We start from the raw sequence: 15,507 nt of genomic DNA on the forward strand, positions 1-15,507 counted from the left end.
GTTTTATGAGTAAAAAAGACAAGCCTAAAAAAATCTTGTATGCAGTCGATTATAAGCCGAAAAGAAAAAGTCCCTTTCTTTTGGAATTTGCCAACCATCTAAACCGGACAAAACCCGGTTCAAAACGGTCAATTACATACGATGACCCCGAATACTATGTTATGGAAAACATCGTTACCGACGAAATGGCAAAGGTCGGTATGTTTTTAAAAATCAGAACACCTCTAAGTGCTCAAGATATATCTCCCCTATGCGGAAAAACCGTGGAGGAAACCGAGAAGATTCTTTGGGATTTGGCCTATGTAGGCTGCTGTATTACCAATACCATTGACGGAGTAAATAAGTACTGGACCGAAATATGGGTTCCCGGCATTATGGAAATGATAAACAACAACAAGGAGCTTACCGAAAAGCATCCCGAAATAACCATAGCCTTCGATGCCTACGGAAAAAAGAAAGGAGAAATAGCTCCCGGTATCTTGCCCATGGGTGTTTCCCCGATGAGGGTTATTCCTATCGAAAGTGCAATCGAAAGCGATACCCATCATGCAAGCTATGAGGAAATTTCTCATTACCTAAACCAGCACACGATTTTCAGCGTTTCAGATTGCTCTTGCCGAACGGTGCGCGAAAAGATGGGAGAAGGCTGCGGACATCTAAAAGAAGATATGTGTATCCAGATGGGACACGCTGCCGAGTATTATATCAAGACCGGAAGGGCAAGGCAGATTACGCGTGAAGAAGCCTTTGAAATTATAAAAAGAGCGGAGGAAAACGGGCTCATGCACGATATTCCGAACCTCGACGGAGAGGGTAAAACTCATGCTATCTGTAACTGCTGCGGATGCGGCTGCCTTGCTATCCGAAATGCAATTATGTACAGAAACACGGATTTTTCACGCTCAAATTATATCTCCGTAATTGACGAAGAAAAATGTGTTGCCTGCGGCGAATGTGTAGAAAACTGCCCTTCAAATGCCCTAAGACTGGGACAAAAAATATGCTCTTCAAAGCCGATCCCCGAAGAAAAAACCGTAAAAACTCCCAGAGACCACCGATGGGGGCCTGAAGACTGGAATCCCGATTACCGCACAAACAGACAGGTTGTAGTAAAAACGGGAACCAGCCCCTGTAAGGCAAACTGCCCTGCCCATATAGGCGTTCAAGGTTATATCAAACTTGCGGCTCAGGGAAAATACAGGGAAGCCTTGGAGCTTATAAAACTTGAAAACCCATTTCCGGCAGTCTGCGGTCATGTATGTCCCCGTTATTGCGAGCAGGGCTGCTCAAGGCTGGGGCTTGATGAGGCCGTTGCCGTTGACGATATAAAAAAATTTATAGCAGAGCAGGATCTCAATTCCGAGCACCGCTATGTTCCTAAAAAGAAAAGAGACTATCACGATAAAAAAATCGCCATTATAGGAGGCGGCCCCGCAGGTCTTTCCTGTGCCTATTATCTTGCAATAGATAATTACGATGTAACCGTCTTCGAAAAAGAAAAATCCTTGGGCGGAATGTTAAAATTCGGTATTCCTTCATTTAGGCTCGAAAAAAATGTTCTTGATGCCGAAATAGATGTTTTAAAAGAACTGGGCGTAAACTTTAAAACCGGAGTCGAGGTAGGAAAAGATGTAAGCCTCGATGAACTTAGAGCTCAGGGCTTTAAGGCCTTTTACCTTGCAATCGGCGCTCAAAAGGGAAGGCTTTTGGGCATTGAAGGCGAAGATGCTTCAGGCGTAATTACAGGTGTGGACTTTTTAAGGGAAGAAAACTTAAACGAAACCAAAAGCCTTTCAGGCAAGGTAATCGTTATCGGGGGCGGAAACGTCGCCGTTGATGTAGCCCGAATGGCTGTCCGTGCAGGCGGCGAAGAAGTTTCCATGTTCTGTCTAGAAAAAAGAGAAGAAATGCCGGCCCTTCCGGAAGAAATCCGTGAAGCCGAAGAAGAAGGTATAAAGATTACAAACTCATGGGGCCCTAAACGCATTCTTGTTACGGACGGAAAGGTGAGCGGAGTTGAATTTAAAAAATGCGTTTCCGTTTTTGATAAGGACGGAAGGTTCAGCCCAAGCTATGACGAAAACGATACTATGACTGTAGAATGCAGTTTTGTTATAACCTCTGTAGGTCAGGCCATAGATCTAGGTTCTATCTTAGAAGGTTCCGCTTGCGAAATAAACAGAAATCAAACCGTAAAGGCAGACCCCGTTACCTACCAAAGTGCTCAAAAAGATATCTTTGTAGGAGGCGATGTATTGACAGGCCCTAAATTTGCCATAGATGCCATCGCCCAAGGAAAAGAAGGGGCTATTTCGATTCACCGCTTTGTACATCCGGGGCAAAGTTTGGTTATGGGCAGAACAAGGCGGGATTATAAACCCCTCGACCGTGAAAATTTGGAGCTTGCAGGCTTTGACAGACTGCCCCGCCAAAGAGCGGAAGAACCTTCCGGCGAAGAAGGAAAAAAGACATTTAGGGATTTACGCAAAACATTAACCGAAGAACAGGTAAAGGCTGAAACCGAACGCTGCTTAAAATGCGGAGCCGTAAAGGTTGACGAATACATGTGCATAGGCTGCGGAATGTGTACGACCCGCTGCCGTTTCGGAGCTATCAGCTTAAAGCGTGTTTATGATGCTCACCCAAGTACCCTCGAAAAGCTTAAAGGTGTGGTTATAAGAAACATGGTAAAGAGGGAAGGCAAGATTTTGTTTAACAAGATTTTTAAACCTTCTCCCAAGAATAAATAGAAAACCGGATTTAAGTTTATGCACGAATTAAGTTTGGTCATGGAAGTTGTGCGCCGGGTTGATGCAATCGCTAAGTCCAATAATGTCAGCGAGGTTGATACAATAGTTTTACAGATCGGCGAAATTGCAACCGTTGTTCCTCATTTTGTTCAAGCCTGCTATCCTGCTGCCATAGACGGAACATGGATGGCAGACACAAAGCTTAAAATCGAAATGGTAAAGGCTTCAGTCCGCTGCAATAATTGTAACAAAGTTTTTGACCCGATAGAATATCACGGCGTATGCCCGTCCTGTTCTTGTGATGAACATGAGATTCTTACAGGCCGGGAATTTGTAATAAAAGAAATTGTGTGTTATTAAGTTTTTATTTTTATAGGGGAGAGGATGAAAGAATTTAAGATTATCGAAATTAAAGAAGGTGTTTACGAAACAAATAATGCCCATGCAGAAAAGCTGCGTAAAAAGTTAAAAGAAGAAAAAAAGTTTCTTTTAAATTTGATGTCGTCTCCCGGTTCGGGAAAGACGACCTTGCTGAAAGCAAGCATTGAGGCACTAAAAAAAGATTTTAGAATCGGGGTTATGGAAGCCGACCTTGATTCGGCCGTAGATGCCGAAACGATTTCACAAACAGGAGCAAAGGTAATTCAGCTCCATACGGGCGGAATGTGTCACTTGGATGCCGATATGACGGAACAAGGTTTGGAAGCATTGGGAATTAAAGACCTTGATCTTATCTTCCTCGAAAATGTCGGTAACTTAATTTGCCCCGCAGAATTCGATACGGGAGCCTTAAAGAATGTGATGATTTTAAGCGTTCCCGAAGGAGACGATAAGCCCTTAAAATATCCTCCGATGTTTCAAGTTTGCGATGTTCTTTTAATCACAAAAATGGACGCTTCAAGCTTTTTTAATTTTAGTCTTGAAAAATGTACCGAATACGTAAAAAAGCTCAATCCTAATATAAAGATTTTTCCCGTTTCCGCATTAAAAGGGGACGGAATGGAAGCTTGGATTGAATGGCTGCGTTCTGCCGTAAAAGATGTGTAAACGGGTAACTATTAGATAACATTTTATAAAGCTACTCATGCCTTATAACTTCAAAGCGGTACATGCGGTAAGGTTCTTCGGGGCTTATTCCGCCTTTTTGAAGGGCTATGGCGACCTGCATACCGGCGGAATCGATACCTTCAAGGTTGGGTAAAAGAAGACCTGTCCTCGAACCCGATGAGACTATTACACCGAAGCGTTTTACATCCAAATCCGAAATCGATTTTATTTCTTCAGGTTCTAAAAGAATATCGACAGAACAGACAATTTCGTCCATTTCGGATAAATCGACGGAAGGAAACCGTGGATCACTCAAGGCTGCCGATACTGCATTTTTAATTATTTCTTCACTTATGCGGCTTTTGGTAGGAAGTATTGTACCTATACATCCTCGAAGCTCACCTTTTTTCTTTAAGCATACAAAAACACCGGCCTTTCCTGATTGAATACCCTCGGTATTCTTAGGTTTTAAAAACTTATTATGCTTTAAATAGTAGATAATACTCCTTCGCGCAAGATTTATATAAGGGTCTTTTGTTTGAGAATCGGGCAATATAAAGTTCTTTTTTCCTTTAAAAACAACCTCTAAGTCCTCATCTTCAGTCTGCCTTATAGATTCAACCTTAAATCGAGCAACACCGTATCCGACTCCGAATGGGCCCTCGTAGGAAAGCAGCTCTTGAGAATGTTTATAACAGGACAAAAGTCCCGACAAAATTAAAAAAGAATTAAGCCCGCACTCCCCCGCCCTTTCGGTAAGCAAAGGAGGAATATCGGCAAATTCGGAAAGACTGCCCTCTTTTATAATTCTTACAAATTCCTTATCGAATTTGGGTCCTTCAGGAGCAAAACCGTAAGGGCCTGTAGAAAGAAGCCGATGTGAAAGATCTCCGCTCGCAATAAAAACTGATTTGCATTTTTTTTCTTCAATAATATCGGAAAGAATTGACCCGAATTCTTCAAGCATTGCGCTCAACATAATTCCGTAATTTATATGCACAAGAGAAAAATTTAAAAACTCTGAGCTTATAAAATAAAGCGGAACAAAGGAGCCGTGATCGAGATTCATATCTACAGCCGCATAAGGAAAACCCGTCTTTTTACATTTTTTGATTATTTCTTTTACAATCCGCTCATCGTTTTTTGCTGAAAAGCGCAAATCGGGACAACCGAATTGAGCCATAGTTCCTTCGATAACCGGAGCCGTATTTATTGTAACCGCCCCTCGATGCATTTTTGCATGTGGAGTAATGATTATAATAGTTTCAGGTTCTATTTGCCTTACTTCTTTCGATATGGTTTTAAGAGCCTTAGAAGTTGAAGCTATTTTTTTCTCCTCTCCCCTGCCTATTTCGGGAATTATAATCGGAGGATGAGGGGTGATATATGCAGCCCTTAGATTAGTATCTATCGAACAAAGCTCTTTTTTTCTCATAGAATTATTATAATATAGTTTTTAAAATTATACCAGCATAAAATCTCTTCTATTTACTTTTTTTTTATAAGAAGATATAATAAGCTTTATGAATGTCGCTATTTTCTATGATGAAAAGAAAAAAGACGCAGCGATGGCTATTAAAAATATAATCATATCCCACGAATGTGATGTAACTTTATACAATGAAGATGAGATATGGAAAGATGAAAATTTGCACACGCCGCGCCATATTATGAAAAACATTACTCATGTTCTCTTTATTTACAATAAAAATCCTGCTGCCTATTTGGGCTTTATGTTTTTTTCGGGCTATGCCACAGGTTTAAATCTTCCGGTTCTTGTACTTGAAGAAAGCGAAAAGCTAGAACTGCCTAAGAACTTTTTGCGTTCTTTTGTTATGCTGACAATTAAGTCCTTTGAGTCCTATTTTGAGGTAGAAAAAAAACGCTTTACGGAAAATCAGCTTAAAGAGCTGGCCCGTGCAAAACTTTTAGAAAACGGCTATTCTCTTTTTATTCCGAATTATGTGCGTGCGGTTAAAAATAACGAAAAAGAAATCGTAGAACTTTTTATCGACGCAGGCTTTGACCCTTCGCAAAAAGATTCCCTCGGAACACCGGTTCTATCCCTTGCCGTAAGAAACAAATGTTTGGAAACGCTTGAACTCCTGCTTGAAAGAGGGGCGGCAATAAACCTTTGTGCCGAAGACAGAAACTACACGGCCCTGATGGATGCGGCTCAAGTCGGATACCTTGAAGCGGTACAAGCCCTCCTCGAAAAAAAAGCCGATACCAATATTCAAAGCAAGGACGGACAAACAGCCCTGATTCTTTCGGTAGGCCGTCATGAAGCCGATATTGTGGAAATGCTTGTAAAGCACGGAGCCGATTATAATATCAAGGATGGTCTAGGTATGTCTGCCCTTGGGTATGCAAAACTCTTCGGGGATAAAAAAATTTTATCCTTGTTTGGTGAACAAACAAACTAACAACACTTATTTTGATGGAAAACTATGCTTACAAAAGAATTTAACTTTGACTTGCCCGAAGAGCTGATAGCTCAATCTCCCTCCGAAAAAAGAGGCGGCGACAGACTTTTAATTTTAGACAAACAAAGCGGAAAACTTGAAGACCGGCTTTTTACGGAGCTTCCGGAAATTCTTCCAAAAAATGCCCTGATGGTTTTTAATAACTCGAAGGTGCGTCATGCCCGCATTTATGCAAAAAGCAAGACAAATGCAATATGCGAATTTTTAATGATTAATCCTATGAAGGACTCGGACGGTTCCCTTTGGCAGGTTATGGCAAAAAAAGCAAAACGCCAAAAACCCGGGAAGACCTTTTTATTTGAAGACGGAACGGAAGCTGAAATAATCGAGTCCGAGATACCTCTCGAAAGCGAATTCCGCTGTATGAAATTCAATAGGGTTATCGATGATGAGTGGCTCGATAAATACGGACACATGCCCCTGCCTCCCTACATTCACCGAAAAGACACCCAAGAAGACGCAGACCGCTATCAGACCGTCTATGCAGAAATCTACGGCTCGATTGCGGCTCCCACTGCCGGCCTCCACTTTACACAAGAAGTGCTTTCAAAAATAAGGGATAAGGGAATCGATATTGAATATGTAACCCTCCATGTGGGACTCGGCACCTTTCTTCCCGTACGGGCTGAAAAAATAGAAGACCATAAAATGCACACCGAACATTTTTTTATTTCGGAAAAAACGGCTCAGACCGTTGAAAAAGCCAAGAAGGAAGGAAGGCCTATTATAGCTGTAGGAACGACCACCGTGCGCACCCTCGAATCCGCATGGGACGAAAAAAGAAAAGAATTAAAACGGGGCAATCAGGCTACGAATATTTTTATTTACCCCTCATATAAGTTTAAGCTGATAGATAAGCTCTTTACCAATTTTCACACCCCGGAGTCGAGCCTCGTAATGCTGGTTTCCGCCCTCGCAGGAAAAGAAAATATTTTTAAAGCCTACCGCCATGCCGTCGAAGAAAAATATAAATTCTTTTCTTATGGGGATGCAATGCTGATTTTGTAGGGGGTACCACAAGGCAGACCTCGCTTGATTATATGGACAATTCTTCACTAATCCAGTTATTGGGCGAGTCCGAATCTATACCGTCACCGAATACGGCTCCTACTAGAATTATTTTTTTACCGCTCATCCTGTAGGGTTCGGCATATCCCTTTTCTTTTATTTGTTGAATTGCCTCCTGAGGAGTTCCGCTTCCCATCAATTTAAATTCAAAAATATAAACGGCATCGGAAGTGTGCACAACACAATCGGCTCGTCCTTTTGAGCTTACTACCTCCGTTTGAGCAAACTGCCCCATCAAACTGAAAAGGATATAAAAGGCAATTTGATAGTCCCGCTCCCTCATATTGGTGTTGCCTTTTGCAGCAAGGCTATATGGCAGTCCTGCACAAGCTGTATACATACGCTCCATAAAAGAATCTATATTTCCGCTCCGCAAATCCCTTAAAAAATTTGCGACAAACAAACCGCTTGCATCTTTTGCTATTGAGGTAAATGCCGGTACAAGGTTATCCAAAAAGCCGTATTTTACCTCATCATTCGGAAAACCTAACTTATAAAATCCGAATTCGGTGTCAAAACTTTTTATAGTCAAATACCCTGCCTGAAACAAAATCGGTATGGGATTTTCCATATCGGGACGATAATCCTGTAAGCCATTTTCGGTCATCTCAGCATCTTCAAGTATCTCCCTGACATTACCTATCTGGTCATTATATCATATTTTTTTAATTTTTATAAGACAGAGGGGAGGGCGGAATTGAGAGATATTTAGATTTACCGCCTTATATAAGTTTTAATTGCTTAATAACTGTTTCGTAAGACATTGAGAGGCCTCCTGCGTAATTGAAATTATTTATAATTCCTCAGTTTCATTATGACTAAGCATTTATTTTTCTTTTAAAATATGAAAGTAATTCGCCCCATTCTGTTGCTAAGTTGTTTTTTAGCATTTCTTGCGGATTATAATAAGTTTCTTTTACATCGGATTTATATATATTACATAAAATTTCTAAGTTTTCATAATCAGGATAATATTCTTTTTCTAAAGGTTCATTGGAATATCTTTTACCATATCGCTCTGTAAAAGAATATAATATTCTCTGTTGATTTTCAATTGATAGAGTTTTTAAAATATCATAGAAATCTTTCATATCTAAAAAACTTAATATTGGCTGTTTATAATATTTTCCGCTGCCATTTATATGCATAATATCTTTACAGAAAATACCTACCCCTTCATCTGTATTTAAAAGCTTTAATTCTTCTTGTATATCGATACTTGCATGTTTTTTTACATTTTCAGAATTTAATTCTCTGAGATTATCACAAATTTTTTCAAATTCCGGAAAATCTGCATTATATCCATATCCGGCATATTCCTCCGTTAAATATGCCCAGCCGATTACAGGAATAACTTTATCGGAAAAAGCTGTTAAAAACTTTTCAGTTTTTTCGAAAATTGTATCAATAGTATCAGGAATTAAATTCCATTTTGAAAACAGCATCATAATACTTGCAAAATGCAGGATTTCACCGGGATGTAAATACATTCCTTCGTCAAATTCTTTAAAAACCAGTTTTATCAACGGTTCAAAATCAGTTTTATTTAAATGTCTCCAATTACGCAATAATCTAAATAAATTCTTATCTGTTTTCTCATTTTCTATTTTAATAGCATTTTTTTCTTCTTTATAGTTTTTTACAAGCCATTCTTTATTATAGTAACCGTCAAAAATCAATCTAGGCCAAGATGAAAGCAAGGGGATATATTCCGTAATATCTAAAAAGAAAAAATATTCATTTTCTTTTTTTCGTTCTTCTTTCAGTTCTTTATATTTTTTGTACGGACAATTATGTTTAAAATATCCTGAAAGAATATCAATAATCTGATCATCCTTATGAATTTCTTCAAGATTTTTTTGTATATAATAATACAAGGAAGATGGAAAAAATATATTCTTTATCGGTATCTTCTATTTCTTCATCTATTAGCGTAATTAGTAAATGCAAATTATATAAAGCCTGCCAAACAGTTCGAAGATTAGTACAACCAAGGTTTTGTATGATTTCTTTTGTTTTAGTCTTAAAAAAATCCTTATTTTGAAATGGCAAGATTTCAACAAAATGATCGATAGCTCTCTCGCTATCCGGTTCAATCTCAAATTCTATACCTATAATTTTTTCTTTTATTTGTAAATATTCCGTTTTCTTTTGTTCATTTTTTTCTGCAATTTTTTCTTCATTCCCAATAAAAATTACTTTTGTATTAGACTGTGCAATTATTTCTGAAAAATAGCCGAATATTTCACAGGGTTCTAATAAAGCCCGTTCAAAATCGTCTACAACAATAAGTTTTTTAGCGATATTTTTTGCAGTTTTGCCTTTACCGAGCGAAAATCCGCCAATAGTCATACTTATATCATTTTTTTTGTCTCCATTAAAATCAATACTTGTTCCCAGTTTTAAGGCGGAGCGAGCAACTGCCCCTGCGATTTTCATTCTATTAGATGATAAGACCGGATGAATAGCTTCATAAATTTTTATATCAATATCATCATAACTTTTTACACCAAATAAACTTATCTTAATGATATGTGATTCATCAATATCAGGGCTGTTATGCTTATTACTTGTTTTATATTTTCCCAATAAAGTATCAATAAAATAAGTTTTACCTGTTCCCCAATTTCCCTTTAGAAAAACTGCAAATTGTGGATTATCAATTGATTCTATAAAGTTTTCACAATACTCTTTTATATGCTCATTCACTTTTTGAGCCCTCCACAATCTTCACTTCATCTTCCGTTAAACCATACAGCTTATATACCATATTGTCTATCTGCTTGTCAATAATTGCAGCCCGTTGTTCCAAAAGCTTTTTATCTTCATCGGAAAAGGCTTGCTGCAATCTACTTTGTGTTTCAAGCATTTGGTCAACAAGAGTGATAAGCCTAGATTGCTGTTCTTCGGTTGAACAGGGTATTGGAAAACTTGCTAATTCGTTAATTTTAAACTGTGGGAATATTCCTCGTGATAACTTTCCGAATTTATGTTCAAACCAAAAAGACATGAGCCGTGAATTTAATAATCCTAATAAAAATTTAGGATTAAACTTGATGTAAATGATATTCATTGAATTTCTATCATTTAACATAACACTTTCTGTATAACAAGCATTAATGCAGTATGGCGGTTTTGAAGGAATTTGCCGCACTAAAATTCTCGGTGAAGAGAATAAATCCCAATTATTTCTAGGAGCAGCAAGATGCTTCCCATATTTTAGATATTCTCTGTTTTCCCATGTGATGCTATATCGTTTTACATCGTTTCCATCTAAATACCGGTAATAGTCATCATTTTGTTTCTCTTGTGAATGATATACACGTTTATCTTTCATATTTTTAGTCTGCTTAGGTATTCCTTTACCTACTTCGTAAGCTTGCAGACCAGCTTTAACCTCTGCATAGTTTTTTAGTTCGCAAGTATTTTGTTCAATTTTATTTATCAGTGCTATAAATTCACTACGTTTGAACAGATCTATATTTATTATATATTCTTTTGTTGCGAAGAAAACGTCAGTTTCAGTTTTTGAAATCAGTTTATATTCACCTTTTTCAATACATTCCAATAAAGAAATAGTCTTATTATTTTTACTGTTTTCAAACTTGAGAATACACGTATCAACATCAGCTCCTTCAAAAACTTTATACTTAAAATTGAGAATTGATATATTTGCTTTTTGTAAAATAAATTCTCTCAAGTCCTTGTTCGAATTTACCGTAAGCCAATTATTAGGTATGATATAAGAAAAAATACCGTTATCCTTTAATAACAAACATCCCTTTTCAATAAATAAATGATATAAGTTGATTTGATATTTTGCCGTCTGATATTTTGAATAATAATATAGTTTATCATCATCACCCATACCTTTTTCGCCACTTTCACGAGCAAAAACATACGGCGGATTCCCAATCACACAGTCAAAACCGCCTTGAGCAAAGACTTCGAGAAATTCTTTGTCCCAGTCAAAGGTGTTGATTTTCCGCATTGCTTCATCGTCAAAAAGACTTAAATCTTTTTCGTTATAATAGTCGGAACCGACAAGACTATTGCCGCATTTAATATTTGAATCGAGGGAGGGCAAAAGGGTAAGGTCTGAAAACTTAAAAAGCAGCCCTTGAGTTTCACTGCCTTCATTTTCCAACAGCTTTAAGTAGAGAGAAAGCTTAGTAACTTCAACAGCTTGACTGTCTATATCTACTCCGTAAATGTTATTCAGCAAAATACGCTGCTTTTCTTCAATGGTGAGTTTATAGATATTTTTCCCTGTTTCATAAATGCGGCTGTTTTTCAGAGCCTGCTTCCGTTCCTTTTCGTTTGAGTAATAATCCAAATGATAATTCAGCAGCTGCTGGTACGCTTCAACAAGAAAGGAACCTGAACCGCAGGCGGGATCAACTACTTTGAGCTTTGCAACAGCGTCAGGGCTTTGTCCCTTTATCTTTACGCCGAGGGTATTTTCCACAATGTAGCGGACAATGTATTGAGGAGTATAGTACACACCTCCTGCCTTTTTTACCTCCGACTTTTCTTCGATCACCGCAGTGTGCCGGGTGTTCGTCCTATCGGAAGAAACCCTCCCTCCGATATTGCGGAATTTGATTGTTTTGCCTAAAAACTGCTCGTAAATATTGCCGAGTATTTCAACCGGTAAAATAGAAAACTCGTATGGACATTCGGGATAATAAAGCCCATTTATAATGGAAGAAAGAACCCCATCATCAATTATCAAACTGCGAAGCCAATCATGCGGTTTAAAGAGTCCCGAATTGTATTTTACATCCGCTTTGTCAAAAACGCCTTGAAGCTTTTGATAGACAGCACCGCTTTCAGTTATCTTTTTAAGAAGCCCATATTCTTCCATTTCTTTATCTTCTGCAATTCGCAAGAAAATAATACGGTCGATAATTTTTTGTACGGCAGTATTCAGATGATAAATACTCAATAAAGGATTGCGCAGTGCAATATTTTTTGCAATATCCGTCCGCCAGCTTTCAATCAGTTTAAGTAATTCCTTATCAACCTCGGTTGCAGCTCCTTTGCCTTTTTTCTCTTGAACATAGGAGCCAAAATCTCCCTTTAGAATTGCTTCTTTTGAAAATGTATTAAAAATAAAATCGAAATTTTTATGATACTCATCGAATGTACAATAAAAGATACGGGCAGCACTCGGTTTATCGGATGGCGAAGGTTTTATGCGGGTATCGTACACGGCAAATTCTTCAAAATCGGTAAGTATGCACAAGGGGAGCTTTGCCGTATATCCGTATCGCCTAACCTGAAACGCAGGTTCAAGTTCATCTTTGATATTAACGCTAGGCTTTTTCGCTTCTACAAAAAACTTTCTCACCCCGCCTATTCTAAACGCATAATCGGGAGCTTTAACCTTTCCGCCTATCGTTACCTTGTCTTCACGCACCACTTCCCTATACTGCTCGGAATAACCTTGTTCATTCCTTATATCCCAACCTAAAAGTTCAAAAAACTTGTCAATAAAATCCGTACGGGTATTTGCTTCATCATAAGCCGATGTATTGTACTGTTTTTTATTCTTTTCAAACAGTTCCGTTAACTTTGTAAGGCCGATTATATGTTCATCTAAAACATTCATAAGCAACTCCGTAAGCCTAATTTACAATTGTCTTTGATTATACCACATTTTTATAAAAAGAATAGAGAAAGATAAATAATTTCAATACTTTATCTGTTTTTATAAATATAATGACAGTAAAAGCTTTGCCGTTAAACCTGTATTCCATTATCCCTGCCCCCATTCAATTGACTTAAAAAACTATCCTAAGTATAATAAGTTTTAACGGAGGATAATAAATCTTATGAAAAAGCGTATCTTTTTAGACAATGCGGCCGGAGCTTTTCCTAAGACGCCCGGACTAGATCAAGCTCTTGCGATGGCATTAAATATGGGAACGGGAAATATTAACCGCAGCACCTACACCGAAACCGAAGAAGCAGGTCTTGCCGTCATCGAAACAAGAGAACTCTTGTGTAAGCTCTTTAATTTTCAGCCGGCAACCCATGTTATTTTTACATCGGGAGTTACGGCAAGTCTAAACTATATTATCAAGGGATTTCTCAAATCGGGCGACAGAGTTTTAACAAGCTCCTTTGAGCATAATGCCGTAATGCGTCCTCTGGTTCAAATGGAAAAATTAGGCGTAAAGATTGACCGCGTTCCTGCAATCTTAAAAAACGGAGGAGCCTTTGTAGATACCGCCTCAATCGAATCTATGATAAGGCCTGAAACCCGCCTTGCCGTTTTTTCACATGCTTCAAATGTAACGGGCTTTATTCAACCTATCGAAGAAATTGCCTCAATCTTAAAAAAGCACAATATTCCTTTAGTAATAGATGGAGCCCAAACTGCCGGCCACATTCCCGTCGACCTTGCAAAATTAAAACCGGCAGCCTTTTGCTTTACGGGACATAAGGGCTTACTCGGCCCCCAAGGAACGGGAGGCATCTTATTCGATAAGGATTTTGCAAAAGAGGTTGAGCCCCTCATCACAGGCGGAACAGGGAGTGCTTCCGATTCGGAAGAAACTCCCTCCTTTATGCCCGATAAATTTGAAGCCGGAACTCAAAACATAATCGGAATTGCAGGTCTTCACCACAGCCTGAAATGGCTGGAGGCTTTCGGAATTCAAAACATTCACAACCGCGAACAAAAACTGCTTAAACTATTTTTGGACGGAATAAAAGGCCTTCCGATAAAAATAGCGGGAGGAGAATCAGCCGAAAACAGAGTCGGAATTGTTTCGATAGACTTTTCCGAATTTATGGACAATGCGGAAGCCGGCGCCGCTCTCGAAGAAAAATACGGCATCCTTACCCGCTGCGGCCTCCATTGTTCGCCTTCAGCTCATAAATCCATCGGCACATTCCCGCAAGGAACGGTAAGATTTTCCACAGGTCCCTTCACAATAGAAGAAGAAATTGAAACGGCAATAAGGGCAGTAAAGGAGCTTTGCTCAAGGGCTTAACTCACCCTAAGAATTTTTTCTTCCCGCTTGGTAACAAGGCCTATAATTGCAGGTTTGCCGCAGGGAGTATTTTCCATAGCTTGCGATAGTTCTTCGTAAAGAGCGGCAGCATCTTCCTTGTCTACCGAAATCAAAAGTCCTCCCGAAGTTTGAGGATCGAACATCAGGTCTTGGTAGGCAAGGGGAACATTTTCAAAGACAACATTATCTCCCACAAAATTTCTATTGGAGTAAACTCCTGCCGGCATCATACCCATTTCGGCACTTTCAATTACGGATTTATAAATAGGAACGGATTTATAATCGACTTCAATGCTCATACCGCTTCCCTTCCCCATCTCGTAAAGATGACCGAGAAGACCGAAACCGGTAATGTCGGTACAGGCATTTATTTTATATTTTACCATGATGTTGCGGGCCTTCGCATTTAAAAAAGCCATAATCTTATAACAGCGGTCAAGTTCTTCCGGCGGCGACATATCGGCCTTTGAAGCTGTAAGTAAAATGCCCGTGCCTATAGGCTTCGTCAAAATTAAAACATCGCCTTCCTTTGCTGTCGAATTTTCTAAAATCTTTTTAGGATGAACAAAGCCGTTTACAGCCAAACCATACTTGGGCGAGTCATCATAAATAGTATGCCCTCCGCAAACAATGGCACCGGCCTCATAAACCTTATCGAAACCGCCTCGTAAAATTTCTTTTATCATATCTTCAGGCATATCCTTGGTAATACAAAAAAGATTTAAGGCGAGCTTAGGTTCCCCGCCCATCGCATAAATGTCGCTTAAAGAATTTGCGGCGGCAACTTGCCCGAATATATAAGGATCGCCTGAAACCGGCGGAAAAAAATCTATAGTAGATATAAGAGCCGTTTCATCGTTTATCTTATAGACGGCAGCATCATCTGAAGTATTAAAACCTACGAGTAAATTATCGTCATTCCTTACGGAAAAATTTTTTAAAAGTTTATCGAGTGCACCCGCACTCAGCTTTGCACCTCAGCCGGGATTTTTCGCAGCTTTTAATAAATCGAAATCTTCATTAATAAGTGAACAGCTCATATCAGCCTCCTGAATAATTAAGAAGCCTTTAAAAACATCAGTTTTTAGAGGGTTTCCTTAAACTTATTTGCGATGTTTAAAATTAAGTCAT

At 38.8% G+C, this 15,507-nt stretch carries 12 protein-coding genes; 6 read left to right on the forward strand and 6 right to left on the reverse strand.

The window, feature by feature from the left end; all coding sequences use genetic code 11:
• Positions 1-5 precede the first annotated feature (5 nt).
• The 3 genes from E4N78_RS10160 to hypB are packed head-to-tail and all read left to right on the forward strand — an operon-like array spanning position 6 to position 3,797.
• Positions 6-2,750, forward strand: a complete 2,745-nt coding sequence (locus tag E4N78_RS10160) for an FAD-dependent oxidoreductase (RefSeq protein ID WP_255810433.1) — start codon at positions 6-8, stop codon at positions 2,748-2,750.
• A gap of 18 nt (positions 2,751-2,768) precedes the next feature.
• Positions 2,769-3,110: a hydrogenase maturation nickel metallochaperone HypA/HybF gene (locus E4N78_RS10165; RefSeq protein ID WP_010695607.1), complete on the forward strand. Its 342-nt coding sequence runs from the start codon at positions 2,769-2,771 to the stop codon at positions 3,108-3,110.
• 24 nt (positions 3,111-3,134) lie between these two features.
• Positions 3,135-3,797, forward strand: a complete 663-nt coding sequence (gene hypB, locus E4N78_RS10170) for a hydrogenase nickel incorporation protein HypB (protein WP_255810436.1) — start codon at positions 3,135-3,137, stop codon at positions 3,795-3,797.
• Between the two features lie 31 nt (positions 3,798-3,828).
• Here hypB and amrA read toward each other — a convergent pair whose 3' ends face one another.
• Positions 3,829-5,232 carry an AmmeMemoRadiSam system protein A gene (amrA, locus tag E4N78_RS10175; protein ID WP_255810437.1) on the reverse strand — a complete coding sequence of 468 codons (1,404 nt, stop codon included), beginning with the start codon at positions 5,230-5,232 and terminating at the stop codon, positions 3,829-3,831.
• Positions 5,233-5,320: 88 nt separating this feature from the next.
• Here amrA and E4N78_RS10180 point away from each other — a divergent pair, with 88 nt between their 5' ends.
• Positions 5,321-6,223 (forward strand): ankyrin repeat domain-containing protein, encoded by a 903-nt coding sequence (locus E4N78_RS10180; protein WP_255810438.1) that lies wholly within the window; start codon positions 5,321-5,323, stop codon positions 6,221-6,223.
• Positions 6,224-6,247: 24 nt separating this feature from the next.
• Positions 6,248-7,291 carry a tRNA preQ1(34) S-adenosylmethionine ribosyltransferase-isomerase QueA gene (queA, locus tag E4N78_RS10185; protein WP_255810439.1) on the forward strand — a complete coding sequence of 348 codons (1,044 nt, stop codon included), beginning with the start codon at positions 6,248-6,250 and terminating at the stop codon, positions 7,289-7,291.
• A 28-nt stretch (positions 7,292-7,319) separates the two neighbouring features.
• Here queA and E4N78_RS10190 read toward each other — a convergent pair whose 3' ends face one another.
• The 4 genes from E4N78_RS10190 to E4N78_RS10205 form a co-directional block, all read right to left on the reverse strand.
• Positions 7,320-7,958, reverse strand: coding sequence for a PD-(D/E)XK nuclease domain-containing protein (locus E4N78_RS10190; protein WP_255810440.1), 639 nt, complete (start codon positions 7,956-7,958; stop codon positions 7,320-7,322).
• A 211-nt stretch (positions 7,959-8,169) separates the two neighbouring features.
• Positions 8,170-9,051: a hypothetical protein gene (locus E4N78_RS10195; RefSeq protein ID WP_255810441.1), complete on the reverse strand. Its 882-nt coding sequence runs from the start codon at positions 9,049-9,051 to the stop codon at positions 8,170-8,172.
• Between the two features lie 148 nt (positions 9,052-9,199).
• A complete protein-coding gene (locus tag E4N78_RS10200) occupies positions 9,200-10,060 on the reverse strand; it encodes a P-loop NTPase fold protein (RefSeq protein ID WP_255810442.1) in 861 nt (286 codons plus the stop codon).
• On the reverse strand, positions 10,053-12,965 hold the full coding sequence (locus tag E4N78_RS10205; RefSeq protein ID WP_255810443.1) for an Eco57I restriction-modification methylase domain-containing protein: 2,913 nt from the start codon (positions 12,963-12,965) through the stop codon (positions 10,053-10,055). Before E4N78_RS10205 ends, E4N78_RS10200 begins: the two co-directional genes overlap by 8 nt.
• Positions 12,966-13,188: 223 nt before the next feature.
• Here E4N78_RS10205 and E4N78_RS10210 point away from each other — a divergent pair, with 223 nt between their 5' ends.
• On the forward strand, positions 13,189-14,355 hold the full coding sequence (locus E4N78_RS10210) for an aminotransferase class V-fold PLP-dependent enzyme (RefSeq protein ID WP_255810444.1): 1,167 nt from the start codon (positions 13,189-13,191) through the stop codon (positions 14,353-14,355).
• On the opposite strand, the gene selD is transcribed toward E4N78_RS10210, so the two are convergent.
• Positions 14,352-15,416: a selenide, water dikinase SelD gene (selD, locus tag E4N78_RS10215; RefSeq protein WP_255810445.1), complete on the reverse strand. Its 1,065-nt coding sequence runs from the start codon at positions 15,414-15,416 to the stop codon at positions 14,352-14,354. The two genes, E4N78_RS10210 and selD, sit on opposite strands and share 4 nt — an antisense overlap.
• Positions 15,417-15,507: the final 91 nt, after the last annotated feature.

Source organism: Treponema denticola (assembly GCF_024400535.1).
Taxonomy (GTDB): domain Bacteria; phylum Spirochaetota; class Spirochaetia; order Treponematales; family Treponemataceae; genus Treponema_B; species Treponema_B denticola_C.